The sequence below is a fragment of the Paraperibacillus marinus genome (assembly GCF_046237605.1).
GTDB classification, from domain to species: domain Bacteria; phylum Bacillota; class Bacilli; order Bacillales; family DSM-1321; genus Paraperibacillus; species Paraperibacillus marinus.
Window position 1 is genome coordinate 3,151,542 of sequence record NZ_CP143542.1, and the last position, 23,303, is coordinate 3,174,844.

28 protein-coding genes and 1 pseudogene are annotated in these 23,303 nt (G+C 45.4%); 7 read left to right on the forward strand and 22 right to left on the reverse strand.

Features of this window, described 5'->3' with window-relative positions; genetic code table 11:
* Nucleotides 1-21: 21 nt before the first annotated feature.
* The 6 genes from V1498_RS15860 to V1498_RS15885 form a co-directional block, all read right to left on the reverse strand.
* Nucleotides 22-1,020 carry an ABC transporter ATP-binding protein gene (locus tag V1498_RS15860; protein ID WP_409294646.1) on the reverse strand — a complete coding sequence of 333 codons (999 nt, stop codon included), beginning with the start codon at nucleotides 1,018-1,020 and terminating at the stop codon, nucleotides 22-24.
* Nucleotides 1,021-1,025: 5 nt separating this feature from the next.
* Nucleotides 1,026-1,979 (reverse strand): ABC transporter permease, encoded by a 954-nt coding sequence (locus V1498_RS15865; RefSeq protein ID WP_409294647.1) that lies wholly within the window; start codon nucleotides 1,977-1,979, stop codon nucleotides 1,026-1,028.
* A 2-nt stretch (nucleotides 1,980-1,981) separates the two neighbouring features.
* Entirely contained in the window at nucleotides 1,982-2,911 is a 930-nt protein-coding gene (locus V1498_RS15870) for an ABC transporter permease (RefSeq protein WP_409294648.1), read from the reverse strand.
* Between the two features lie 13 nt (nucleotides 2,912-2,924).
* Nucleotides 2,925-3,749, reverse strand: coding sequence for a M55 family metallopeptidase (locus V1498_RS15875; protein ID WP_409294649.1), 825 nt, complete (start codon nucleotides 3,747-3,749; stop codon nucleotides 2,925-2,927).
* A gap of 377 nt (nucleotides 3,750-4,126) precedes the next feature.
* Nucleotides 4,127-4,336, reverse strand: coding sequence for a hypothetical protein (locus V1498_RS15880; RefSeq protein ID WP_409294650.1), 210 nt, complete (start codon nucleotides 4,334-4,336; stop codon nucleotides 4,127-4,129).
* A gap of 189 nt (nucleotides 4,337-4,525) precedes the next feature.
* Nucleotides 4,526-5,017 (reverse strand): hypothetical protein, encoded by a 492-nt coding sequence (locus V1498_RS15885; protein ID WP_409294651.1) that lies wholly within the window; start codon nucleotides 5,015-5,017, stop codon nucleotides 4,526-4,528.
* Nucleotides 5,018-5,579: 562 nt separating this feature from the next.
* Between V1498_RS15885 and V1498_RS15890 the strand changes: the two genes are divergently transcribed.
* From V1498_RS15890 to V1498_RS15900, 3 genes are all read left to right on the forward strand, one after another.
* Nucleotides 5,580-6,257: a C40 family peptidase gene (locus V1498_RS15890; RefSeq protein WP_409294652.1), complete on the forward strand. Its 678-nt coding sequence runs from the start codon at nucleotides 5,580-5,582 to the stop codon at nucleotides 6,255-6,257.
* 245 nt (nucleotides 6,258-6,502) lie between these two features.
* Nucleotides 6,503-6,892: a group-specific protein gene (locus V1498_RS15895; protein ID WP_409294653.1), complete on the forward strand. Its 390-nt coding sequence runs from the start codon at nucleotides 6,503-6,505 to the stop codon at nucleotides 6,890-6,892.
* A gap of 88 nt (nucleotides 6,893-6,980) precedes the next feature.
* On the forward strand, nucleotides 6,981-7,241 hold the full coding sequence (locus V1498_RS15900; RefSeq protein ID WP_409294654.1) for a DUF2188 domain-containing protein: 261 nt from the start codon (nucleotides 6,981-6,983) through the stop codon (nucleotides 7,239-7,241).
* Between the two features lie 62 nt (nucleotides 7,242-7,303).
* Here V1498_RS15900 and V1498_RS15905 read toward each other — a convergent pair whose 3' ends face one another.
* The 3 genes from V1498_RS15905 to V1498_RS15915 all read right to left on the reverse strand — a co-directional run bounded on the left by V1498_RS15905 (nucleotide 7,304) and on the right by V1498_RS15915 (nucleotide 9,479).
* Nucleotides 7,304-7,636: a hypothetical protein gene (locus tag V1498_RS15905; RefSeq protein ID WP_409294655.1), complete on the reverse strand. Its 333-nt coding sequence runs from the start codon at nucleotides 7,634-7,636 to the stop codon at nucleotides 7,304-7,306.
* Nucleotides 7,637-7,744: 108 nt separating this feature from the next.
* Nucleotides 7,745-8,590 (reverse strand): STAS domain-containing protein, encoded by an 846-nt coding sequence (locus V1498_RS15910; RefSeq protein ID WP_409294656.1) that lies wholly within the window; start codon nucleotides 8,588-8,590, stop codon nucleotides 7,745-7,747.
* A 169-nt stretch (nucleotides 8,591-8,759) separates the two neighbouring features.
* Nucleotides 8,760-9,479: a YebC/PmpR family DNA-binding transcriptional regulator gene (locus V1498_RS15915; protein ID WP_409294657.1), complete on the reverse strand. Its 720-nt coding sequence runs from the start codon at nucleotides 9,477-9,479 to the stop codon at nucleotides 8,760-8,762.
* A 410-nt stretch (nucleotides 9,480-9,889) separates the two neighbouring features.
* Here V1498_RS15915 and V1498_RS15920 point away from each other — a divergent pair, with 410 nt between their 5' ends.
* From V1498_RS15920 to V1498_RS15935, 4 genes are all read left to right on the forward strand, one after another.
* Nucleotides 9,890-11,530, forward strand: coding sequence for an FAD-binding dehydrogenase (locus tag V1498_RS15920; protein ID WP_409294658.1), 1,641 nt, complete (start codon nucleotides 9,890-9,892; stop codon nucleotides 11,528-11,530).
* Nucleotides 11,531-11,614: 84 nt separating this feature from the next.
* On the forward strand, nucleotides 11,615-12,343 hold the full coding sequence (locus tag V1498_RS15925; protein ID WP_409294659.1) for an NAD-dependent protein deacylase: 729 nt from the start codon (nucleotides 11,615-11,617) through the stop codon (nucleotides 12,341-12,343).
* A gap of 110 nt (nucleotides 12,344-12,453) precedes the next feature.
* Entirely contained in the window at nucleotides 12,454-13,023 is a 570-nt protein-coding gene (locus V1498_RS15930; RefSeq protein ID WP_409294660.1) for a hypothetical protein, read from the forward strand.
* Nucleotides 13,024-13,129: 106 nt separating this feature from the next.
* A complete protein-coding gene (locus tag V1498_RS15935) occupies nucleotides 13,130-13,423 on the forward strand; it encodes a hypothetical protein (RefSeq protein ID WP_409294661.1) in 294 nt (97 codons plus the stop codon).
* A 9-nt stretch (nucleotides 13,424-13,432) separates the two neighbouring features.
* Here the strand turns inward: V1498_RS15935 and V1498_RS15940 are convergent, their stop codons facing one another.
* The 13 genes and pseudogenes from V1498_RS15940 to V1498_RS16000 form a co-directional block, all read right to left on the reverse strand.
* Nucleotides 13,433-13,588, reverse strand: a complete 156-nt coding sequence (locus tag V1498_RS15940) for a hypothetical protein (RefSeq protein WP_409294662.1) — start codon at nucleotides 13,586-13,588, stop codon at nucleotides 13,433-13,435.
* 118 nt (nucleotides 13,589-13,706) lie between these two features.
* Complete coding sequence (locus V1498_RS15945; protein ID WP_409294663.1) at nucleotides 13,707-14,315, reverse strand: LysE family translocator; 609 nt, start codon at nucleotides 14,313-14,315, stop codon at nucleotides 13,707-13,709.
* 153 nt (nucleotides 14,316-14,468) lie between these two features.
* Nucleotides 14,469-15,005 (reverse strand): histidine phosphatase family protein, encoded by a 537-nt coding sequence (locus V1498_RS15950; protein WP_409294664.1) that lies wholly within the window; start codon nucleotides 15,003-15,005, stop codon nucleotides 14,469-14,471.
* Complete coding sequence (locus tag V1498_RS15955) at nucleotides 14,977-15,822, reverse strand: aminoglycoside adenylyltransferase domain-containing protein (RefSeq protein WP_409294665.1); 846 nt, start codon at nucleotides 15,820-15,822, stop codon at nucleotides 14,977-14,979. The genes V1498_RS15950 and V1498_RS15955 overlap by 29 nt, the downstream gene beginning before the upstream one ends.
* A 116-nt stretch (nucleotides 15,823-15,938) precedes the next feature.
* Nucleotides 15,939-16,664: pseudogene (tatC, locus tag V1498_RS15960) on the reverse strand (twin-arginine translocase subunit TatC).
* Between the two features lie 72 nt (nucleotides 16,665-16,736).
* Nucleotides 16,737-16,946 carry a twin-arginine translocase TatA/TatE family subunit gene (gene tatA / locus V1498_RS15965; RefSeq protein WP_409294666.1) on the reverse strand — a complete coding sequence of 70 codons (210 nt, stop codon included), beginning with the start codon at nucleotides 16,944-16,946 and terminating at the stop codon, nucleotides 16,737-16,739.
* Between the two features lie 22 nt (nucleotides 16,947-16,968).
* Nucleotides 16,969-18,711 carry an alkaline phosphatase D family protein gene (locus V1498_RS15970; protein WP_409294667.1) on the reverse strand — a complete coding sequence of 581 codons (1,743 nt, stop codon included), beginning with the start codon at nucleotides 18,709-18,711 and terminating at the stop codon, nucleotides 16,969-16,971.
* 329 nt (nucleotides 18,712-19,040) lie between these two features.
* Nucleotides 19,041-19,412 (reverse strand): VOC family protein, encoded by a 372-nt coding sequence (locus V1498_RS15975; RefSeq protein WP_409294668.1) that lies wholly within the window; start codon nucleotides 19,410-19,412, stop codon nucleotides 19,041-19,043.
* Nucleotides 19,413-19,496: 84 nt separating this feature from the next.
* Nucleotides 19,497-20,453 (reverse strand): sigma-70 family RNA polymerase sigma factor, encoded by a 957-nt coding sequence (locus V1498_RS15980; protein ID WP_409294669.1) that lies wholly within the window; start codon nucleotides 20,451-20,453, stop codon nucleotides 19,497-19,499.
* A gap of 114 nt (nucleotides 20,454-20,567) precedes the next feature.
* Complete coding sequence (locus tag V1498_RS15985; protein ID WP_409294670.1) at nucleotides 20,568-20,963, reverse strand: NUDIX hydrolase; 396 nt, start codon at nucleotides 20,961-20,963, stop codon at nucleotides 20,568-20,570.
* 215 nt (nucleotides 20,964-21,178) lie between these two features.
* Nucleotides 21,179-21,586 carry a DUF3231 family protein gene (locus V1498_RS15990; protein WP_409299321.1) on the reverse strand — a complete coding sequence of 136 codons (408 nt, stop codon included), beginning with the start codon at nucleotides 21,584-21,586 and terminating at the stop codon, nucleotides 21,179-21,181.
* Nucleotides 21,562-21,795: a hypothetical protein gene (locus V1498_RS15995; protein WP_409294671.1), complete on the reverse strand. Its 234-nt coding sequence runs from the start codon at nucleotides 21,793-21,795 to the stop codon at nucleotides 21,562-21,564. Before V1498_RS15995 ends, V1498_RS15990 begins: the two co-directional genes overlap by 25 nt.
* A 399-nt stretch (nucleotides 21,796-22,194) precedes the next feature.
* The gene (locus V1498_RS16000) at nucleotides 22,195-23,199 is read right to left on the reverse strand and encodes a DUF3231 family protein (protein WP_409294672.1); all 1,005 of its coding nucleotides are present in this window, start codon (nucleotides 23,197-23,199) and stop codon (nucleotides 22,195-22,197) included.
* Between the last annotated feature and the right edge of the window lie 104 nt (nucleotides 23,200-23,303).

A 23,303-nucleotide genomic window follows, 5' to 3' on the forward strand; every position in this document is an offset into this window, starting at 1 on the left:
ACAGCATACATTTATATGTTCTTACCTTGCTGCCAGAATTGCCTTTGCCCTTTCATCCTGAAGCCAGCAGTCCACCCTGTGTCCGCTGTTTGGTTCTGTCTGATCCGGATAGAGCCGGTCACAGACATCCATGGCATAATCGCACCTGGCTGCAAATGGGCAGCCGGCAGGGGGGGCAAATAAATCAGGCGGTGAGCCGTTGATCGGGATGAGTTCCGCTCCCTCTGTGTCAAGCCTTGGAACGGAATTGAGCAGTCCTTTTGTGTAAGGATGCTGCGGATTATAAAAAATGTCTCGCCTGCTGCCTGTTTCCACTATTTTTCCTGCGTACATGACCGCTATCCTGTCTGCCACCTGTGCGACCACTCCCAGGTCATGGGTGATTAAAATGATCGATACTGCCGTTTTCCTCTGGATCTCCTTAAAAAGCTCCAGTATCTGGGCCTGAATGGTGACATCCAGTGCGGTAGTAGGTTCATCTGCGATCAGCACTTCAGGCTCGCAGACAAGGGCCATCGCAATGACAATCCGCTGCCTCATTCCGCCGCTGAATTGATGGGGATACTGCTTAAGCCTGGCCTCCGGACTTGGTATGCCTACTAAATTAAGCATTTCTACAGCGGCCAGCCTGGCCTTGGAAGCACTGATCTTCCTATGCTGCCTGATTCCTTCTGTTATCTGTTCTCCCACTGTGAGAGTCGGATTCAGGGCAGTCATGGGATCCTGGAATATCATGGATATGTCTGACCCGCGAAGCTTCCGCATATCCGGCTCCGAAACCTTTGTGAGATCACGGCCTTTATATAGGATAGATCCCTCTGCTATCCGGCCGGGGGGCATGGGAATAAGCCTCATGATGCTCTGGGATGTTACGCTCTTGCCGCATCCCGATTCACCTACGATCGCCAGGGTCTCCCCTTTATGGAGGTCAAAGGTTACCCCTCTGACTGCTTTCACTTCACCGCCAAAAGTGGTGAAGGTAACATGAAGATCTTTTACTTGAAGTACAGCCTCATTCATTGTGGTTACCTCCTCAGCCTTGGATCGAGTGCGTCCTGCAGTCCATCGCCGACCACATTAAAGGCAAACATCGTTGCCGAAATGAAGAATGCCGGGAATACCAGCCTCCACCAGTGGCCGGTAAGGATAGATGACAGCCCGTCATTGGCCATCATGCCCCAGCTCGTATATGGAGATTGAATGCCGAGTCCCAAAAAGCTCAGGAAAGCTTCGGCAAATATGGCAGACGGCACAGTCAGGGTAATCTGCACAATGATTGGTCCCATTGTATTCGGCAGCAGGTTTTTCCGGATAATCCTGGATGTTTTTGTCCCAAAAGATTTTGACGCCAGCACATATTCATAATTCTTGAGCTGGAGAACCTGGCCCCTGACAATCCGCGCCATACTGATCCAGCCTGTGGCAGATAGTGCAATGATGATAGTTAAAAGGCCCGGTCCCATTACAACCATCAGCAGGATAACAACTAAAAGATAAGGAAGTCCATACAAAATCTCTACAATCCTCATCATGAAATTATCGGTCCTGCCGCCCTTATATCCTGATACACCGCCGTATATGACTCCGATAAGAAAATCAGTAAGGGCTGCCACAATCCCTACAAATAATGAAATTCGCGCTCCAAACCATACTCTCGTGAACATATCCCTTCCAAGCTTGTCTGTCCCGAACCAGTATTCACCAGAGGGCGGAAGGTTTTGATTGCGGAGATTCTGCTCCCCGACTGAATGAGGTGACAGCGAGGGGCCGATAACCGCCATGACAGCCAGCAGAGCGAGGAAGATCAGGCCGGCCATTGCCAGCTTGTTTTTCCTGAGCCTCCTCCATGCATCTTTCCAATAGGAAAGGCTCGGCCGGACGACAGCCTCCTCTTCCCCCCTATTCTTCTCCCTTGGGACGAACCATTCATCAGGAACGGCGGCTGAAGCAGGTTGATCATGCTGTTTTCTGATTGCCACTTCTATCCCTCCTTTTTCCCAAGCTTAATTCTCGGATCAATGATTCCGTAAGCCAGGTCCACTAAATACAGCATGACAATCAGGACGGCACTATAAAAAATGGTTGTCCCCATGATGACCGGGTAATCACGCTGATTGATGCTTTCTACGAAATATTTTCCCATCCCTGGGATTGCAAAGATCTTTTCAATAACAAAAGTTCCTGTCAGGATACCAGCGGCAAGGGCACCCATGAGGGTTACAACCGGCATCAGTGCATTTCTAAGTGCATGCTTGAAAACTATTTTCACTGGAGAAAGTCCTTTGGCCCTAGCCGTCCTGATATAATCCTGTGCGAGCACTTCAATCATGCTGGCACGGGTAAGCCGGGCGATGATGGCCATCGGACCGGTGGCAAGTGCCAGTATTGGCAGGATCATATGCTTTGGACTGGACCAGGTAGCCACAGGCAGGATGGGCCAGTTGACCGCAAACTGCTGGATAAGCAGCGTAGCCATTACAAAATTGGGTACAGATATCCCGAGGACCGCGAATGTCATGGCCAGATAATCAATGATTCCGTTATGCCTGAGCGCGGCTGTCACTCCAAGGAGAATTCCCGAGACAGTGGCCGTAAGCAGCGTCCAGAACCCCAGTTCAAAGGAAACGGGTATGCCCCTGCCTATAAGGTCATTGACCGTGAAAGCTGACTGTTTGATGGACGGGCCGAGGTCAAAAGTCAGGAGAGATTTTAAATATACTCCGTACTGGACATACAAAGGCTCATCCAGGTGGTAAAAAGATTTTAAATTATTCTGTACAGCCTCGCTCGTGTTCTTTTCAGAGGTAAGTGGACTGCCGGGAACAGCATGCATTAGAAAGAAAGTAAGCGTTATGATCAGCCAAAGGGTGATAAACATGGCGGCAAGCCGCTTTAAAAAGTATGTATTCATAGTCCTTCACTTCCTAACAAAATGTGGTCCTCATAGCCAGTTCAGTCATGACCAGCATCGCCTGGTACGCCTCCAGGATGTCTTTTGCCTGGAAGCTGACGCTTGTTGTACCTGGAGTGATTTCCGCACCCGGCATCAACCCTGCCCATTCTGCCTGTCCATAATTGGCAAAGTCTATAGTCAACAGCGGCCGGTCAGGAGGACTCAGCGGCCGGATGTTATCCCGGTTCTTAATAGCCTCCGCTGTCTTTTCCTTAAGGAGACTGCCAGCCTTGACAGGTGTCAGCGTCTTTGCAGCGGAGCGTGAAATGGATTCTTTCACAACAGCTGTCGTAATTCCCGGAATTAGCTCTTCCGCCTCCCTTGCCGCCCCGTCATCTCCTGCTACCATAATCAGAGGCACATCATAATATCCGGCTACATATGCATTGAACCCGAGCTCTCCCACGGCTTTTTCATTGATCCAAAAATTCCTCGCTCCAAAAATCATGGAATGGGACATCACACCTGCCTGGGAGGCACGGGCGTGATAGCCTGCAAATATGGCACCCGAAAAAGTGGCATCCAGTCCCTGCACCATGGAGTAGGGCTTTACATCACCAGTAATCAGCTGTGTTTCAGGGTGAAGCTTTTCAATCAGCAGGTTATTCATTTTTGAATGGCTGTCATTCACAACCACCTCCGTGCATCCTGAGTCGAATGCAGAAGAAATGACGTAATTTGCTTCGTCAGTCATTATATGCCGGCTTCTTTCATAGTTATGCCTCCCTGAATCCACATGAGTATGATCCACCAGGCCTGTAATTCCTTCCATGTCGACAGAGATATAAAGCTTCATGATCTGGTCCTCCTAAAAAAATACCTAATATTCTAAAATTATAGAATATAAGGTCTATTCTGACAATAGTAAATAGAGTTAGGGAAGAAACTATATTTTAATTTTAAGTTAATAAATATTGAAATTAAAATTCAATTATTATAGAAAAAAAACATGAGTTTTTTACTCGCAGCCCATGCCTGAAAAGGACCCTGGATAAAAGCAGGAACCAAACACAATAAGGCGGTGGAGCGGAGTAAGGAACAAGGAATGCCAGCAAGATAAATGATGTTTACCTAGTTGCAGGAAGCCCTATGATACATTAGCGCCGCCCCTTTTCTACAAGAAAAACGGCGGCACAGGAGTGCAGCCGTTTTCATTCATGAACTTGGAGGAATTCATATTTTTTTTACATAGACAAGCCGTGAGTATGTCTGTCCGGCTGTCAGCTTCTGTTTCCTGATAATAGGAAACTCTTCCTGATCCAATTCTTTGATTCTCTGAAGGAGTTCCCTTCTTTCACTATGTATTTCCTCTACAGTCTTCTTTTCATAGCAACCCAGCTGTTCCAGTCTTTCTTTCAAGGCCGCTCTTTCATTGAATATCATATCCTCACCCATGCCTTACGATTAATATAGGTTAAGGATAGCATAAATCAAATTGCGGCCTTTTTCGTCAATTTATTTAAAATCACAAACATGCTGTAAAAGTTTTCAATTTTCAAGAAAACTTTCCTTAAAACAAGCAATAAAAAGTGAAAAAAAGATGAATATCAATCAAATTTTCTCAAGTTTTCCTCATTTTTCAACATACATATATTGTCCGTGTGTTGCTTTTTTTAAGTTTTTCTCTTTTTTGGCCAAATTTGTCATAAATAAAGAAATGTTTTTAATAGAAACGCCTGTTGCAGATTCTATTTCCTTCTTTATCTGCATCAGGGGAACTGCCGTGGTATGTTTTTTGAGGATATTTAAGGTAGCATCTCTTAATATGAGTGTTTTTTTATGATAGCCTTTGGGGATTTCCTCTTCATCCTGCTTTGAATCAGTTTCCAGCGCATTCTTTTTCCCTTCATCTCCTGCTTCTCTTAACGCATACTCTTCAAGCGAGTACTTCCTTTGCGGCAGATCCCGGTGAGAAGCAATCTCCTTCCCGCTGTCCATGGAGTCAAGCTCCCTCAGCCTATTCATTATTTCTCTGCGCTCCTCGCGGATTTCCTTCATGATCCTTTCCTCTGTCTCCATCAATTGGGCAAGCCGGAGCCTTATTGCATCTCTTTCATTAAACATAAACTCTTCCCCTTTTTAAGGAATTTTTTCATTGCTTCATATTTTCAAATATTAAATATACAACTATCATTATTTTCTTGATAATAACATTTTAAAAAAATAATTGTAACTAATCTTTTAAATTTTCTATAACATTAAAGAAAGCTCAGTACTATAGTCATACTATCAGGCAAGAATAGGAAAAAAACCTGTATAAACCATAGATGCCGGACCGCAATGTTATTTAAGCTGTCTATCTCTACAGGCATCGATGTAAAATGGGATCTGCCCGCTGACTATCCTCCACATTTATAGAGACAGTCCTCAGGGACTTCTGATGAAAAATAGGCATATGGCTGCCTATGGAAATCTCAGTGCTGAATTATGACATTTTAAGGGAATTTAATCATTCTATATATACGAATCCATTCCTTTTATGCTGGGGCTAAAGATCGAATGAAATAAAATAATGTCAGTCTTTCCTATTATTTGTAACATAACCGTAATATTACTGTGATGTTTTCGTTATGAAGTTTTGTTTATAATAGGTTTAGCAAATCACACCAGGGGGTAAAATACTAAATTGAAGAAAATAATTGCATTTTTGTCTCTCGCTCTGATAATAGGAAGTGTTACACCTTTAGCGGGTGAAGCTTCCGCTAGCACAAAGGTCACAACTAAATATGTCAATGTCAGCTCTGGAACCTTAAATGTCCGTAAAAGTCCTTCAACTAAACCTAATGCCACTGTTGTTGCTAAACTCCCTAAAAATACAGCTGTCACTGTCTATTCAGAATCAAGGGGCTGGGCAAAAGTAAAAGTAAAAGCCTCCGGTAAAACTGGATATGCCAGTTCAAAATTTCTAGCAGCTAAAAAGACTGCAGCACCTGCTCCATCCGCCAACTATCGGGCAAAGGCAATTTCTGTTGCCAAAAGCGAACTTGGAACTCCATATCGCTGGGGCGGAATGACACCAAGCGGTTTTGACTGCTCAGGCCTGATTAAATATTCCTTCGGAAAAGCAGGCAAAGTACTTCCCCGCACTGCGGCTGAAATGTATACAAAAGGAAGTAAAGTCAGCAGCCCTGCTACAGGCGACTTGATGTTCTTCGCACCAAATAAAGCGTCTAGACCTACACATGTTTCCATATATGTAGGGGGCGGCAACATGCTTCATGCCCAGTCTTCTTATGGCGTCTCTTATTCCAAGACAAGCAATACTTACTGGAAACCTAAATTCATTGGTGCCAAACGCATCTAATTTCAAGACCAATGGCAGCTGCCATTGGTCTTTTATTTTGTCTGTATTTGAAAATGATTGAAAGGCAGCTGGCGCTCGCCAATCAGCAAGTCTTTTTTCGCTAACGCATAAGTGCGACTAAGCTTCTTTATCAGGTCGCTGCTTTCTGAAAGTTTAATGGGTTCAAGTCTACTTCCCTGTTTAAAAAACAAAATGTATGCAGAAAAGAGCTTATATTTTAATAAGATGAAATGAGGGAGAAATCGATGAAATTTTACATAGCCTCAAGCTTTAATAATATCGGCCTCGTAAGGGAGCTTGCAAGGGAGCTCAGGGCAGACAGCCATATTCACACCTACGACTGGACGAAGAATTCCCCTGCAGATTCGTTTGCAGAACTGAAAAGGATCGGTGAGGAAGAAAAACAGGCAGTATGGGAGTCAGATGTATTCATCCTGATATTGCCTGGCGGCAAGGGAAGCCATATCGAACTCGGCATGGCCATTGGACAGGGAAAACAAATTTGGCTTTATTCACCGGATGATGCCAGCTTTTCTCCAGAAAACTCCAGTACTTTTTATCATTTGTCAGAGGTGCAGTGTTATACGGGTACCTTTGCTGATTTTACTCAGCATATAAAAAATGTGTCAGCTTAGGCTTCGGTTTTAGTTCAAATACTGCCTAAGTTTCTCCCTCTTCCTAAATGGGTAAAATCTAAGACATCCATTTTAAGGAGGTTACCAAATGGCAGAAAAAACTAAAGAAGAACGCGATGAATATTTTAAGGACAGGGCCGGTACAAACGAGGCAAGATTTCACGTCGTACCCCACGATGAAAAAGGATGGGCTGTAAAAACCGAAGGAAAAGACGATCCAGAATTGACAACTGATTCAAAATCAGAAGCTGTTGATGAAGCAAAGCGCCTGGCCCAGGAAGCCCAGACCATGGCTATCATCCATAATGAACATGGCCGGATTGAAGATCAAATCAATTTTGATGAATGACAAACGGCGCCGTTGTTGAACGGCGCCGTTTCCTTATATATAGCCCGCTGAATTCGGCAGGGCTAGCGGCCTTTAATTTGTACCATTAATTTAGTAATATCTTCTTCAGCCATCCGCAAGGCTTCCTCAACTGTACCGACCTGCCTGGAAGACCAATGATCATACAGCCGGGCCAGATCATTTCGGTCATAGACCACTCCGGCATAAGTCTGATAAAAGTAGGCAATCAGGATATTTACGACAGGAGCCGGGAGCTTCTGCCGCTGCCGGAGCGATCTCAAAGCCAGCATTTCAAGGCCGCGTACATTCCCGTTCGTCAGCTCCCATACCATCTCAAGAGGTGTTTTACTCTTACATGCTGATAAAAACTCCTCATCCTTCAAATCAATAATCATGCGCACTTCTCCCCAAAATCAGCCTTGTTCTCTACTGTACACATATTTACACTATTTTCCTTACCCTGCAGAAGGATGGCAGAAGCAGAGCCAATTTACTTCCCAGCCTTATTGCAGTCTGATGGCTGATGAATTGATGGCATTCGAAAGTGTAGATTTTATCGATATCTTATCAAATGAAAGACCCAGCTGGACTGCTGTCTGAGCTATTTCCGGACGCAGTCCGGAGAGTGTAGTCTTAACACCGATCAAACTCAGCGCTTCAATCAGCTGGAACAGCTGATGGGCCACCATCGTATCGACCATTACAACACCCGACAAATCGAGCAGCAGGTTATTGACCCCAAGGCGGGAACAGTGCTCAAGAGTATTTTCAAGGATGAATTTCGCGCGGACCGTATCTATATCACCGACGAGCGGCAAGAGTGCCACCTCCCGGTTCAGGCTGATGACAGGCGAACTTAGTTCCATGATCAATTCCTGCTGACCCTGCAGCCTTTTCTGGGAATGATAATAATTTTCCTGTGTGAACCAAACGAGGATCTTGCTGAAAGCATTGATCAGTATCCGGTACCAGGCATGGAAGTCCTTCCGGGTATATATGCTTTCGTTTTTTTCCATAAATTCATCAATCAAATCCAGGTACTGTTCCTCAGTCCTGAAAAATTCTCTCAGGATATAGTGAACCGGTGTACTCAGATGTTCTTTATCCTGGGCAATCTTCAGAATCCATGTTTCCAGCTGGTTAATAAAGACTGATTCTTCGAGGATAAATATTTTGCAGAAATTAAGGTGAAATTCATAGTTTTGCTTTTTGACTCCTTCGATGATTTTTGGATCCTTAGAAGAATAGACGCCTTTTGGATCGGTTTTATCCAGGCTTTCATACCATTGTTCTGTCAGCTTCCATGTATTATCCAGCATAAAATTGTATAATTCTTTGTTTCGATGCATCAGTGCCTCTCCTAACATATGCATATGTAAATCTACATTGCTCTACTGTCAGTTTAACGCATTTATAAGAGCATGTCGATTTTAGGTCCGCTAAAGTCACCGCCGCCAGGGTAAAGTGCAGCAAAATAAAAGGGACCCTCCTGCTTTTCGCAGAAAGGTCCCCGGGAAATCATTCCCCTAAATCTACATTGTGGTAAACCTGCTGTACATCCTCAAGATCCATCAGGGCATCCACCATCTTTTCAAACAGTGCCTGTGCATCCTCGGGAAGTGTAATATCATTTTGTGCAAGCATGGTCTGCTCTGCAACGGTGAAGTCTGTTACACCTGCCGACCGGAATGCCTCCTGTACGGCATGAAGCTGATCGGGTTCTGCATAGACGATGATCTGCTCTTCTTCTTCCAGGATATCCCTGACATCCAGGTCAGCTTCCATAAGCAGTTCCAGGACTTCCTCTGAATTCTTCCCTTCAACCCCTATCACTGCCACAGCATCGAACATATAAGAAACCGAACCGCTGACGCCCATATTGCCGCCATTCTTGCCGAAGGCTGCCCTTACATCTGACGCTGTCCTGTTCACATTATTAGTAAGCGCATCTACAATGACCATGGAGCCGCTCGGTCCAAAGCCTTCATAACGGAGTTCATCATAATTTTCCTCCGAGCCGCCTTTTGCTTTTTCTATTGCCCTGTCAATAATTGTCTTAGGTACGCTGTATGTCTTAGCGCGCTCCAGTACCATTCTGAGTGCCTGGTTTGACTCAGGATTTGGCTCTCCCTGCTTAGCCGCCACATATATCTCGCGTCCAAACTTTGCATATATTCTGCTTGTATTGGCATCCTTTGATGCTTTCTTTTCTTTTATATTATTCCACTTGCGGCCCATATGGTTTCACTCTCTTTCATTACTTGTTGCTGTATTGGATAATAACAGCACTTTATTTCCATTATACCTCATTTTAAGATCCTATTCTAAATAAAAAGCCCCTTCCCCGCCGCATACATGAGTTTTCCACTCCCCCAAATTATGGAAAGGATCCAGATTGAGCAGGAACAAACACAATATGGCGGTGGAGCGGAGAAAGGAAGTATGATAGGAAGATAACTTATGTTCACACATTCAAAAATCCGCGTGCTTAAAGCTTCGCCTTTTTTCCACAGAAAAAGGATGACGGCCGGTTTGCCCCGGCTTATAGTTATTATAACAGCTGTTAATGTCTGAATATTCCGTGCGATCCTTCCGGTTCAGGCAGGAATACATGAGACAAATATAATAGAAGACAGGGGAAAATGTTTATGAAGTATAATGCGATCATTGTTGGTGCCGGGCTTGCCGGCCTGACCGCCGCCGCTGAACTGGCTGATGCGGGCAAAAGTGTTCTGCTGGTTGATCAGGAACCGGAAGCCTCCCTTGGCGGCCAGGCTTGGTGGTCATTCGGGGGACTTTTCCTGGTGAATTCACCGGAACAGAGAAGGATGGGGATAAAAGACTCCTGCGAGCTTGCATTGCAGGACTGGATGGGTTCTGCCGGTTTTGACCGGGAAGATGAAGATCAATGGGGAAAAAAGTGGGCTGAAGCTTATGTTGAATTTGCTGCCGGCGAAAAACGGCAATGGCTGTATAAGCAGGGCGTCCGTTTTTTCCCTGTAGTGGGCTGGGCGGAACGGGGCGGCTATACAGCGGAAGGCCACGGCAATTCCGTCCCCCGCTTCCATATTGTCTGGGGGACCGGGCCAGGAATCGTGAAACCCTTTGAACTCAGAGTCCGGAATGGAATAAGAGCCGGCCATACCTTCTATCTGCCCCGCCACCAGGTGGATGAAATTCTTATGGAAAACGGTGCCGCCGTGGGTATAAGGGGAACTATCCTTGTAGAGAGTGATGCAGAACGCGGAGTCGAAAGCTCGCGTGAAGCGGCAGGCTTCTTTGAATATTTTGGGGAAGCGGTCATCATCACCAGCGGAGGCATCGGCGGGAATCATGAACTAATCAGGAAAAATTGGCCGGAAAGGCTTGGATCCCCTCCTAAGACGATGATATCAGGTGTGCCTAAGCATGTGGACGGAAGAATGCTCGAAATAACCGAACGTGCAGGCGGCAGAATCGTCAATAAGGACCGGATGTGGCATTATACAGAAGGCATACAGAATTGGAACCCCGTCTGGCCGAACCACGGCATCCGGATTCTGCCCGGCCCTTCCTCCATCTGGCTGGATGCAGAAGGAAAACGGTTCCCAGCCCCTAACTTCCCTGGCTTTGATACACTTGGTACGCTTGCGGCCATTCAATCCACTTCTTATGATTATTCCTGGTTCATCCTGACCCAGAAAATAATCGAAAAAGAGTTTGCCCTGTCCGGCTCTGAACAAAATCCCGACTTGACGGGCAAGAGCATAAAGAAGGTACTCTCCCGTGTTCTCCCAGGGCCTGCTGCACCTGTTAAAGCCTTTATGGATAAAGGGGAAGACTTTGTCATTGCCTTCTCCCTTGCAGAACTGGTGGCCGGGATGAACAAACTGGCCGGAAACTCACTTCTTGTTGAAGAGGAAATAGAAAGACAACTCCTCGCCCGCGACCGGGAAATGGACAATTCCTTCTCGAAGGATCTTCAAATCACAGCACTCCGGGGTGCACGGAACTATCTGGGAGACAGGCTCATACGCGTCGCAGCTCCCCATAAGATTCTTGATCCCGCCATGGGTCCCTTGATTGCTGTGCGCCTCCGCATAGTCAGCAGAAAGACTTTGGGAGGACTTCAAACCGACTTGTCCGGACGTGTCCTGGATGCATTCGGCGATGCCATCCCCGGTCTATATGCAGCCGGGGAGGCTGCGGGGTTTGGAGGCGGGGGCATCCATGGGTACCGGTCCCTGGAAGGCACTTTCCTTGGCGGGTGTTTATTCAGCGGCAGACAGGCCGCCCGATCGCTGCTTTAGCATGGCTCGGCAGACCCGCCTTATTGCAGCGGGCCCTTCCCTGCCTTATAATGCAAGATATTACGACCATAAGAGGGGCTGACCATGAATGATATTGAAAAATTAACGGAGTTGATCCGACAGGCAGAAAGCATCACTTTCCTGACCGGTGCAGGCATCAGTACAGAATCAAATCTGCCTGATTTTCGCAGCACGAAAGGACTATGGACGAATAATCAAAGCTTTGAAAGCCTGATTTCCCGCACATACTATAAAAACAATCCAGCCGGGTTTTGGAAAATCTATAAAGAGATTTTCGCCATGAAGCTTCTTGATTCGTATGAACCGAACCGGGGGCACGACTTTATTACCTTCCTTCAGGAAATGGGCAAAAATACGGTGGTTATCACTCAGAATATCGACGGCCTCCATGAGAAATCAGGTACAAGCAGGATACGCGAGGTGCATGGCACCTTGAAGACTGCCTCCTGTCCCTCTTGCAGCGCAAAATATGATTTAGATTATATCAATGAACTGGCGGTTCCCCTCTGCTCCATCTGCGGGACAATATTGAAGCCGGACGTCGTTTTATTCGGAGACCCCATCCACCATTGGGATCTGGCGGCCGAGGCGGCTGAGACTGCCGATTTATTCATTGTCATGGGATCATCACTTGAGGTTGGCCCGGTTAATTTCCTTCCCGCCATCGCCCACACAGCAGGAATCCCCATGGCCATCATCAACAGGGAAAGAACACAATCCGATGATTTATTTGATATCAGAATCCACGCCGGAATTGGAGACACAGTACAACAAATCAGAGAAGCCCTGTGATAACAGGCTTCTTTTTTTGATCGGGCCTTCCCTCTATTAACTGTTATTGATTTCCTCCTATGATATTCTTATCATCATTAATAAATTTTACCATTCCATAGGAGGTCATTATGTTTCGGAAAACTCTTTTACCTGTATTTTTGCTGTTCCTCCTTGCTGCGTGTCAGCAGGAAGAATCCAAACAGCCGAAAAAGGAAGAAAAGAAAGCAAGCAAACAGGAAGTGATCGCATCCGCAGATCATGAGCCAATGGAAGCGGAGTATTACGAACTTCCGGATACGGCACGTCCTTTGACCGAACAGGAAAAAAAGCTGTTGCGCAAGCCAGGTATTTTTAGCGGCGACAAGTATGAGGAAGCTAAGGTGAATACAGAACTCGACAAACTTCCCGATGACCTGACTGACGAACAGTATCTGGAGGAAATGCTTCACCTATTAGCAGAGGATTATCATAAAGAGATTGAAACCTTCGCAAACTTCGATTCTTCTGTAATAGTGGATATCGACCGTCCGGATGAGAAAATAGATAATCCGGCTCTGAAAAAGACTCATTATGCCATTTTAATAGATGCGAGCGGCAGTATGAACGGCAAGGCGGGAAGCAGCACAAAAATGGCCGCTGCAAAAGAAGCGGCTCTGGTCCTATACTTAAATTCGGACAATACATACATGAATATGTAAGGAAAATGAATTTTAATCTTCTAGCAAGCAAATGATGTAACACGCTTATTTCAGAAGCTTCTTTAGGAGAATAACTATCAGATGGAGTGTACACGAGGTTTCCAAATTGTACGACTGGACAGTCATCAACACAGAAATCTTTGAAACAGTCCAAATCAGCGATAACTGTGCTGCTGCCATCAATGCAGTTCTTGGTAACAGCGGAACAGTAACAGCTATTGTTAACCCTGGGCCGATAGCGGCGACCATCCTTGATATCCAGTGTGTAGAGAGAAATGGAATCGAGCTTGGCACAGTGCATGTCCAAAAGTCAGGCATTGTGACAGTTTCCTATGTAGACGGCACAGGCGCGGCAGTCTATATACCAGAAACATTCAATTTCTCCCGTAACCACTACTGAAAGGCATCCTTAAAGCTGCTGCCTTGTGTATCCGATCGCTTTGCTGATCAGCTGGATATCGGCCAGTATGGCTTCCTTTAAATGGGAAAAACTGCATCTTTTATATTCATCAAGCAGGCGGTCAAGCTCCTGCAGAAAAACCAGGCATTCAGCATTATTTTTCATAAGGCACCCCTATCCATTCAGGCTGTCTTGTCTTGCTAGACTGTTACTTTATACCCATATTATACATATTTAGACACCATTTGTTAAGGAAAATCTACTAATTTACATATTCCGCGCTTTATCCCTGCCACAGATGGACCAATGTTATGCAGGCAAGGAGAATAATCATCAGCCCTGCTGCTTTATTTATTTTAGGAAGATGACGGGAAAATCTGCTGCGGAATTTACTGATTGTGATAACCAGTACAGCCCACCAGATGGATGCTCCTAGAAAAACCCCCGATATGAGAGCTGCACCATGGATAGATGCCCCTGCTTCCCCGGCTGCCCCAATTCCGGTGAACATCGCAGCGAAATTAAGAATCGTTGAAGGATTCGTCAGCATAAGAAGAAGAGTGGCTGCAAACATCTGATATGGAGTCCTGCCCTTTAGAACCGCTCCTGAAGCAGGTTCTTTTTTCAGAAAGGCTTTTATCCCGATATAAATTAAAAACATGGAACCCATAATACTTAAATACATTTCATATTTTATCAGGAAGGAGGATACAGCTGAGAAACCCAGAACAGCCACGCCCGCATATAGCAGATTAGCCGCAGCCGCCCCGATTCCGGTGGCGAATCCCGCCTTCCTTCCTAAATCCAATGTGCGCTGAATACATAATAGCCCAATAGGCCCAAGCGGGGCTGATACGGAAAAACCGAGGATGAGGGCTTTTAAGAATAACATGCTGTCTCTCCATTTCTGTTCATTTCATTATATTAATATATCTTAATCCACCGGGTAATTAAAATGTTTTTAAATCTGCTAAATTTAAGCACTGCTTCCGGCCTCCTAAACTATCAGAAAACAAAACAAAAAAAACTGCCTGCGGCAGTCTGGTCAATGATTTTCATAGATATATATTTTCCCATTATCCGGCGTTCTGAATTTAGGTCCTGTAAACCCCCTTTTGATCAGGGATTTCCGCATGAACATCATGACACCCCCATGCCCCACTATGAGGACGTCTCCTTTTTCAGACAGAATTCTATCAAGAACAGATTCAATCGACTGAAGCACTTCTTTTCTGGAAATCGGCTGGGATTTATGGTTCAGGAGCCAGGCAATCCGGATAAATAGCAGATGAAGCGGGAGTGGCAGCCTGAATCGGGAAGAGAATAAGGGAGAAAGCTGTATTTCCCTCAGCTCGTCCAGGAATATAATTTCTCCAGCATAAGCTTTTTCAGCTGTTTTTTCAGCCCGAGGCAGGGTGCTTGAAAAGCATTTCTGCCATTCAACTCCACACCCTTCTATTTCATTTTCTTCCACCTCGGAAGCATCATATTCCTCCACCCATCGCATCAGTTCATCTGAAGAAACCATCCGTTTCGGATAACCCCGGATCACCTTAAAATGGCGCAGCAGTCCCACTTTCATTTTCTTTCCCTCGCTTATTATTAAATGCAGTATTGCAATAATCAATTAAGTAATGCAAGAACTGGATGGTCCGGTCCACCTGGTCCCTGGCCGGCCGATGCAGGCATCCAGGCAGTCCGCGGCGTATTTCAATGGCGGAGCGGATGACGGGATGCCACTCCTCCGGCAGGGAGTTCAGCCCATATTCCCCTGCCCCTATTTTAGAGATAATTTTATTTTCCTTAAGTGTGTAAAACTGTCTAAGCACTCCCAGGACCGACCATGCAATCTCTTCATTTATAACAGCAGAGGGCAGCTGTTTTATATCCTGAATATGTTTTTTCATATCCATGACCCTTGGTCTCCAGTAACTGTTCATGTTATCCATTACATAAGCTGCTGTCTCTGCTGGGTTCAAGTTTACCTCTAAATCCTTCCACGGGGTACCTGCTACCGTGATGCCATTGGAGTTTAAAAGAAGTTTGGTAATCGGGTTGTATATATGACCGGGAACCAGGGCTCCTGATTGATAGGTGAAGGTTTGGCCCTCCTTAGGAATGCCGCTTAGAAGGTCCCTCTGCAGTATATAACTTCCATCCAGTTCGCAATCATGATTTTCTGCCAGGATTCTGTGGATTTCCTTTAACACTTCGACTTCACCAAGATCCAGGGAACGACTCGTCAATGCCAAAAAATCAACATCGCTGCCTGGCCCGAATGCACCAAGTGCAATTGAACCATGAAGATACAGACCGCCCAATGCAAGCGGAAGCCTGCTCTCCATCAGTTCCATATATTCCTCTATAACCTGCCGGGCAGGAACCGGTATATGTATCATCCAAAATCTCCTATGATATTTGATACATACAGAATAGCCTCTCATTGGGTCCAGTTCAAGTAATTTTACAAATTTTTCTTTTTCTGCAGACTATTTCTCTATCAGAAATCAGACGATCACGATGCAGCTGCTGCCCCGGCTGCCTGCTTCTTGTATACAAATCGCGAAAGCTGAACGCTCACTTCATATAAAAGAAGCAATGGGACGATCACTAGAATATCCGATATAAAATCAGGCGGCGTAATCAGGATGGAAATGACTACAAGCCCAAAATATGAGAGCTTTCTTCCTTTGGCAAGCCGGATTGGATTCAGTATCCCTAAGCGTGTCAGGAACATAACAACAAGCGGAAGTTCAAAAAGGAAGCCAAAAGGAAGCACCAGGGAAATCATGAAGCCAAATTACTTCTCAGCGGTAAACAGTGTCTCAAACTGACCTGCTGACAATGACTCCAGGAAGTCTATAACGATCGGGAACAGTATTCCATACCCAAATGAAATTCCTGTTCCAAATAAAAGGAAAAAACCCGGGATGTACCGGAGTGTGACCGACCTTTCTTCTTGGGTAAGCGCCGGGGCTACAAAGGCCCATATCTGATAGGCTGCAAGCGGCATAACAAGCATCACCGCAGCCACTCCCGATATGGAAAAATAAATCCACAGCACATCACTCGGACCAAGCACAGCAAGATTTCCTTGCAGATCCCTCACCAGCCAGCCATACACAGGCTTAACAAAAATAAAGCTCCCTGTGAAGGCAAGTAAAAATCCTGCAAGAACCGTTATAAATCTCTTTCGTATCTCCTCTAAATGTGCCCCTAGGTGCAGCTCTTTGCTTTCCACAAGATTCCCTCCTTATTTCGCCTATTAATAAAATGGGGGAGGAGGCGTTATGCGGGTCTCCTCCCTCGAGTATCAACCTTCCTTTTTGACAGCAGTCAATGGAGTTTTTTTCTCTTCTTCCGCTTCTTCTAAATCAGCGGTCAATCCTTTGGCAGCAGACTTAAACTCAGTGAGGGTCCGGCCAAAAGCGCGGCCGATTTCGGGAAGCTTAGCAGGCCCAAAGATAATCAGCGCAATGACCAGAATTATAATTAGTCCAGGGATTCCGATATTAGAAAGCATTTAAATCCTCCTCTCTCGAAAATTATTGAGTTATCTTCATCCGTTTTCTTTGTTTCTCATGGGCTCTGTTATGGGCAGTAGTACGGTCTTCCTCTACTTCATTGGTCATTTGGATTCCCTCAGGAACCGGTATTGATGCTATTTTCTGGAGTCCGGCCTGATCTTTTTGATAAATAAAGGAAGCCCTTGTTGAGATGTCTGCTCCTGGCTCCGTCACAAATGGAAGCACTCTGTAGTCTGCGCGCCATTGATCCTTGGTAAGAGTGCACCTGACATACCCCCGGTAATCATTAAAAAATTTTATATGTGGATTCTGGCTCAGGATTTTATCTGTATCAGCCCGTTTGTCTGCGCCATTTCCTCCTGAAGTTATCGAGGTACCGACAAATTCAACTCCTACTGTCCTTGAATCCGGTCTTATGAAATCCTCCTTAATTTCACAAGCCCAGCTTGCGTGGACATCACCTGTAAGCACTACCAGATTACTGGTCCCCTTTTCTTTCAGCTTTTTCATCAGTCGTTCCCGTGCAGCAGGATACCCATCCCAGGAATCCATGCTGAATTTTGGCGAAGTCAGCGTTGCGTAATTTCTCTCTGAAAAAAAGATTTGCTGCGGCAGGACATTCCAGCTTGTTTCTGACTTTCCTAATCGGTCCGTAAGCCACTGCTCCTGCTCTTCTCCAAGAAGTGTTCGGCTTGGATCCAGGGATTCCGGTGTCTGTGGGGAACTTCCATCCCCATTTGCCTGGTCATCTCGATACTGGCGTGAATCGAGAACAAAGAACGAGGCCAGATTCCCATATGAGAAATCACGGTACAGCCGCATATCAGAGCCTTCAGGCAATGAGGACTTTCTGAGCGGCATATGTTCGTAATAGGCCTGGTAGGCCGCAGCCCTCCGCTTTATGAATGCCTCGACAGACTGGCCTTTTTCAGGATTGAGGTTTGCATAATTGTTTTCCACTTCATGATCATCCCATGTTACTACCCATGGAAAAGCAGCGTGAGCCGCCCGAAGGTGGGAATCAGAACGATACTGGGCATATCTGTTCCGGTAATCTTCCAATTGAATAATTTCGGGTCCACTGTGCATTCTCACATTGCCTGAAGGGGAAATATACTCATTTGGCCCATATTCATATATGTAATCTCCAAGATGAAAGACAAGATCAAGATCTTCTTTTGCCAAATGCTTATAGGCCGTAAAATATCCATGTTCAAATTGCTGGCAGGAAGCGAAAGCAAACTTCATGCTTTTTATATCAGTCCCAGCTGCGGGAAGGGTTTTCGTTCTTCCGGTCTGACTGGTCTCGCCGCCGCTCTTGAACCGGTAATAATAGATCTGTTCGGATTTCAGTCCTTCCACTTCTACATGAACACTATGCCCAAGCTCAGGCCTGGCAGCAACTTTTCCTTCCTGGACCACCTTGCGAAAATGCTCATCCCTGGCAATCTGCCATTTTACCTGCACAGGCTGCGGAGCCATTCCGCCTCCATTCAGCGGGTCAGGGGCAAGTCTTGTCCACAAAACGACTGAGTCAGGAAGCGGATCTCCCGATGCAACACCTAATGTAAATGGATAATCTCTGAATTTCGGCGCTGCATTCACCTCCATCCCAGTGACAGACTGTGCAAGTGCCAGGCCAAGGGATAATCCGGCAAGCTTGCTTGCCCCCTGTATGAAGTCCCTTCGGTCCATATTCTTTCCAAGGGCTGATCCGCTCCACCTTTTCATTAACTCTTCCAAAGAAACTCCATTATCCATCGCTCATTTCCCTCCCGCGTTAAGTAGCTTACGGATAACAGTATAGTTCCTGATTTTGAACATATTGTTAAGAAATGTTAATAACTATATTCAGAACAAGTGCTAAGGTTGCAGGGCGAAATAACTGTGTGGATCATATGGAGAAATAGCAGCTTCGCGGATAAGTCATGTTTCCCTGATTTTCGACATGTCCCTAAGTACTTAAGACCTGAAATAAATTAACATATCCTTTTTATAATATTTACATTTTTTGTTAGAACCGCATACTTCGACCTAAAAAAACTGCCTGCTAATAAGCCGGCAGCATAACATATAATGATGGCTGAAACTCAGCCCGTACAAACCATGATGATATTTCCATCCGGATCTTTTACTGTGAAAAATGAAAAATCATCAAACTCCACTATGCCGCTGTCACATTCGATATTCAGTGATTGAACATAATCAAATGATTTTTTGATATCGTTTGTATGGAAATTAAACAGGGGATAAGGCGCTGGTGATGCTGCCTTTCCAGGTTTGGGGCCGGCATCAAGCGTTAAGCCGACCGGACCATCAATCTCCAGGTTATAAACCGGGTGTGAAACTCGGTCTTCATCGACTTCCTGGCCGAGAAGCCGGCCATACCAGAGAGCAGATTTTTTCAGGTCGGTAACATGGATAAAAACTGTGTTCATTTTGTTTTGTACAGGACTTTTCATAGTGCGCACACTCCATTTCTATTATTTATACATCTTCAATAACGAAATAGAGAGTCAATATTATACCCTGGGAGTATAATTTTTTTAAAATATATGCTGAAAGTACTTCGCATTCAACCCTGACTCCAGTTCATGGGCAGCGGCCTGCAGCAGTTCCCAGGAAAAACAGTAGAACTTCCAGTAAACGATGACATTATTCTCAATCTCCACATAATGAATATTATTCAAATAGCGCACGCCTTCTCTTACTTCGTACTCTATGATCACCGGCCTGCCCCAGAGAATAATATATTCTGCCCCGAGACACCCTTGCGCAGCGGCCGTTTCCTGCCAATCCTTGAGGGAATTCTTCAGTGTTTCATCTTTCCCCATTTCAACTCCGGCGTGAGTGATATCCACCACTACATTTTCATCAAGCAGGGCAGCAATAACCGCCGGGTCTTTCCTGCGGAATCCTTCAAGCATCGCCCCGACCACCTGATTCCCGTGCAACGCTCCGCTAACCTTCCTCTTAATGGGGACTTCCGGGCCGGACTTCTGGATCTCCTTTAGAACTTCGCGGGCCCGGTTAAGGCTTGCATATACCGCCCCTCTTGGTGTGCCGATCATGCTTCCGGCCTCTTCAGCCTTGAATTGAAATACATCTACCAGAAGAATGGCCACATATTCCCTGGGTGTCAGATTCCTCGCCAGCCATTCAAGATTCTCGATCGTATTGAATGGATTTCCCGGGTCTTTGATCCATTCCACTTCGTAGGATTCCTCGGACACAATCTTTTTCTTCCTCTGCTGATCAATCCAAACATTCGCTGCTATCCTGAAAAGATAGGCTTTCACATTCATTTCCTGAAACACTTTTGAAAGCAGGGATAAAGATCTAAGCAGGGTCTCCTGGACCAGATCCTCTGCATCCCAGGGAGAGCGGGTCAGTTTGTAGCAATACTGCCAGAGCGGCTGGCGGAAGGGCTCTATCCTCTGCTTGTATTCATGCTCTAACTTTCTCATATCCGAGCTGATCTCCTGTATGTCTCTTTCCGTCATGCATTTACCTCCATGCTGCTATTATTCATCATTCATTTGAATGACTGTCATCTGTATCGGAAAACTCTCCGGCTGGCCTTGAATGGCCGGAAGGACTTTCTCACCATGTTAGATTCACTGGGTCATCCCCATTATTTTTTCTGCTGCAGCCCATGGCCGAATATCAAGACTTGGAAAATCGCCAATCCTTACCCATAGGGGCTGATATGTACCTCTATTTCTTTCCGGATCGGTATATTCCTCCCCAAGACCTGAGCTTATTTCACCCTTGATGATCTCTGCAAGGTAATAATGCTGTTTCCCCTGAAATTCTACATCCATGAAGAAATCTTTAATTTTGATGGAAACTCCGAGCTCTTCCATGCATTCCCTGATGACTGCTTCTTCCGCGCTTTCTCCTGCCTCAATCCCGCCGCCGGGAAACACATAATACTCCTCATTTTCTCTTTTCCTTTTAATCAGCACCGCCCTGTTTTTTTTAAGAATGACGGCCGCACTTCTGTTTCTCATGAAGTTCCCTCCTATATTAAAGCTCAGTCAGTGAAGATTCTTTTAGCAGCGAAAAGGGAAATCCAGTTCAAAAACGACAACTGTAACATTTCAATAAAACTTCTTTAAATCCTTTTTTTACACAAAAAAACCCTCCTTCCTTTTCTGGACGAGGGATATTATCGTCAGTCTCCCAGCAGCCCTTCTCTATCCGGGGCAGTTGGAGGCTGTTCAAGCTATTCATTTTTTATCATGATATTTGCTCCGTCCTCCGCATACAGGGATACTTCTGCAAGGAGCCGGGCATAATCAATACCTAAATCGAGCCTTGGACTCATGGCTGATGACTGACTGTAAAAACCAATGCTCAGCGCTGTAAGTGCAGTTGTAAAGAACAGCGTCAATTTATCAGAAAAAGTAAATTCGGTTGACTGTTCCGGTTCCTGTCCCCAGGACTCCGGGACCGGCATGCCGCCTTCTTGAAGGGAGTCACGAAAGATCTCTTTATGTTTCCGGGATATTTCAACTCCCCCCTGGAAGTATGCCTTGATTTCTTTCGATCTGGCAACCTGGGCAAAACCAAGCAGGGCCGCTTCCCCCAGATTATTACGCTGGAAGTTCAGGTAAAGATGGCAATCTCCAATGCTGTCATCGGCCTTTGTTTCTTTTTCAGCCCTTTCAGAAAGTTCTTTCTCGAAACAAAGTCTATTTTTTCAGGGACCGGGATATATGGTGCCCTCTGATAAACGCATTTAGCAAGCTGCAAATTCTTTGAGCGCTCCTGAATTTCCATGGCTTCGGACATGCACTTTTTATAGAACAGGAAAATATCTTTCCGGACTGCCAAATTCAAACTCAGACTATAACCAACCAGCGCTATTTGGACATTTGGGTAATAAAATTTAAATAAAAGATGTCAGTGAACAGCCGTGGAGAATTAAAGTCTGCATCGTCTTCCTTAAAAGCTTTGGAAATGCATGATTTTCCTTTTCATACAGAGTCTGGATGAAGTAAATATGTTCTTCAGATTTTTTTTGACAAAAAGCAATAAATCATGTACTTCTGGATCATCCACTCTGGCCAAAAATTGATTCAGCATGCACACTAATACACTATCATTCAAATAAGCGGACCCAGAGCTGTGATACTTCCCCTGATGTTAAATGGATATTAGTATGATCCATAATCAACCTGTCCATTTCTGCTTATAATTTCCGTGACCTTCATATTTATGAAGAGATAACCCAGGACATCAGTCATCCAGCAGTCCTTTACGGTCTGCGGCGCTTGGCGGCTGTTCCATCCATCCCTTCCTGATGAGGAGCTCCATGCCGTCTTCCGCAAGCAGAGCAATTTCAGCAATCATCCTCGTATAACAGGAGGATAAGTCCTTCCTCTGACTGACTGATAAAGCTTCGCCAAAATATCCGATGGCAGATGACAGCAGCATGGCAGTATGGTAAAGCATCAGCTTGTCCGAAAAGGGCGGTGATGTCGAATCCGTCACTTCTGCCGAATAATTCCGCGGTGCCGGCAGTTCATTATCCCTTAAAATTGAGGCAAGCAAATCAAAATGCTTTTCGCAAAGCTTTTTGGCTCTTTTCATGAAAGCTTTCACCTCTTTTGACTGTGCTGTCTGCCCAAAACCGGTTTCGAGCACTGCTTTCAAGTCCGTCTTTTGCAAATTCAAATACATGCCGCTGATTTCAATCACATTTAGAGGACGATCCCCCGAAAAAAGGTTCTCCATATAACTTTCCTTTTTAATGAATTCCACCTCATGCCTGTTATGAAGAGTTGGCGGCCGGCTGATCAATCCAATATCCGCAAGAACAGTGATTGATTTGTTATAGAGTTCCATAGTCTCATTGCAGCACTCCATAAAGTACCTTCGCTGGTCTTCTCTTATTATGATGCCGATGGCTCCGGCATAGCGGGTCATGCCGTGGATGCTCATGATATAGATATAAAAGAGCATGAACGATTCGGAGAACAGAGGTGGAGCGCTCTTGTTATCCTCCTCTTGGAAACCAACAGGAAGCGGATAATTCTCATTCAGGAGAAATCCTCCGCCTTTCTCCAAATGACGTTCTGAAAGCATGAGCGCAAATTGCAGCACCTCTCTGATCCTGCCGTCCCGGCAGCTGCCGAGAAAAGAGAGCAGTACGCATTTGGATAAACTGTCATTCATGTATTGAGACCAAAGAGCGGCTATTTCAGGAGCCGTCAGTGGAGCTTCCATCTTTTCTTGATTCAATGCCATCCCTCCTGCTTATGGAGAATAGTGTAACCAAAGGACAATATGGTTATTAATCCTGGCAAAATAAAAAAGCCCCCGGTATCTGGGAACTTCAATGTTTT

Coding starts and splice junctions, on each gene's coding strand:
- V1498_RS15860 (WP_409294646.1), bottom strand. CDS start 1,020: ATGAATGAGGCTGTACTTCAAGTAAAAGATCTTCATGTTACCTTCACC.
- V1498_RS15970 (WP_409294667.1), bottom strand. CDS start 18,711: ATGGATAATGGAGTTTCTTTGGAAGAGTTAATGAAAAGGTGGAGCGGA.
- V1498_RS15880 (WP_409294650.1), bottom strand. CDS start 4,336: ATGATATTCAATGAAAGAGCGGCCTTGAAAGAAAGACTGGAACAGCTG.
- V1498_RS15895 (WP_409294653.1), top strand. CDS start 6,503: ATGAAATTTTACATAGCCTCAAGCTTTAATAATATCGGCCTCGTAAGG.
- V1498_RS15945 (WP_409294663.1), bottom strand. CDS start 14,315: ATGTTATTCTTAAAAGCCCTCATCCTCGGTTTTTCCGTATCAGCCCCG.
- V1498_RS15875 (WP_409294649.1), bottom strand. CDS start 3,749: ATGAAGCTTTATATCTCTGTCGACATGGAAGGAATTACAGGCCTGGTG.
- V1498_RS15940 (WP_409294662.1), bottom strand. CDS start 13,588: ATGAAAAATAATGCTGAATGCCTGGTTTTTCTGCAGGAGCTTGACCGC.
- tatA (WP_409294666.1), bottom strand. CDS start 16,946: ATGCTTTCTAATATCGGAATCCCTGGACTAATTATAATTCTGGTCATT.
- V1498_RS15980 (WP_409294669.1), bottom strand. CDS start 20,453: ATGACGGAAAGAGACATACAGGAGATCAGCTCGGATATGAGAAAGTTA.
- V1498_RS15930 (WP_409294660.1), top strand. CDS start 12,454: ATGTTTCGGAAAACTCTTTTACCTGTATTTTTGCTGTTCCTCCTTGCT.
- V1498_RS15975 (WP_409294668.1), bottom strand. CDS start 19,412: ATGAAAAGTCCTGTACAAAACAAAATGAACACAGTTTTTATCCATGTT.
- V1498_RS15915 (WP_409294657.1), bottom strand. CDS start 9,479: ATGGGCCGCAAGTGGAATAATATAAAAGAAAAGAAAGCATCAAAGGAT.
- V1498_RS15920 (WP_409294658.1), top strand. CDS start 9,890: ATGAAGTATAATGCGATCATTGTTGGTGCCGGGCTTGCCGGCCTGACC.
- V1498_RS15925 (WP_409294659.1), top strand. CDS start 11,615: ATGAATGATATTGAAAAATTAACGGAGTTGATCCGACAGGCAGAAAGC.
- V1498_RS15885 (WP_409294651.1), bottom strand. CDS start 5,017: ATGTTTAATGAAAGAGATGCAATAAGGCTCCGGCTTGCCCAATTGATG.
- V1498_RS15900 (WP_409294654.1), top strand. CDS start 6,981: ATGGCAGAAAAAACTAAAGAAGAACGCGATGAATATTTTAAGGACAGG.
- V1498_RS15985 (WP_409294670.1), bottom strand. CDS start 20,963: ATGAGAAACAGAAGTGCGGCCGTCATTCTTAAAAAAAACAGGGCGGTG.
- V1498_RS15905 (WP_409294655.1), bottom strand. CDS start 7,636: ATGATTATTGATTTGAAGGATGAGGAGTTTTTATCAGCATGTAAGAGT.
- V1498_RS15955 (WP_409294665.1), bottom strand. CDS start 15,822: ATGATACATATACCGGTTCCTGCCCGGCAGGTTATAGAGGAATATATG.
- V1498_RS15870 (WP_409294648.1), bottom strand. CDS start 2,911: ATGAATACATACTTTTTAAAGCGGCTTGCCGCCATGTTTATCACCCTT.
- V1498_RS15910 (WP_409294656.1), bottom strand. CDS start 8,590: ATGCATCGAAACAAAGAATTATACAATTTTATGCTGGATAATACATGG.
- V1498_RS15950 (WP_409294664.1), bottom strand. CDS start 15,005: ATGAAAGTGGGACTGCTGCGCCATTTTAAGGTGATCCGGGGTTATCCG.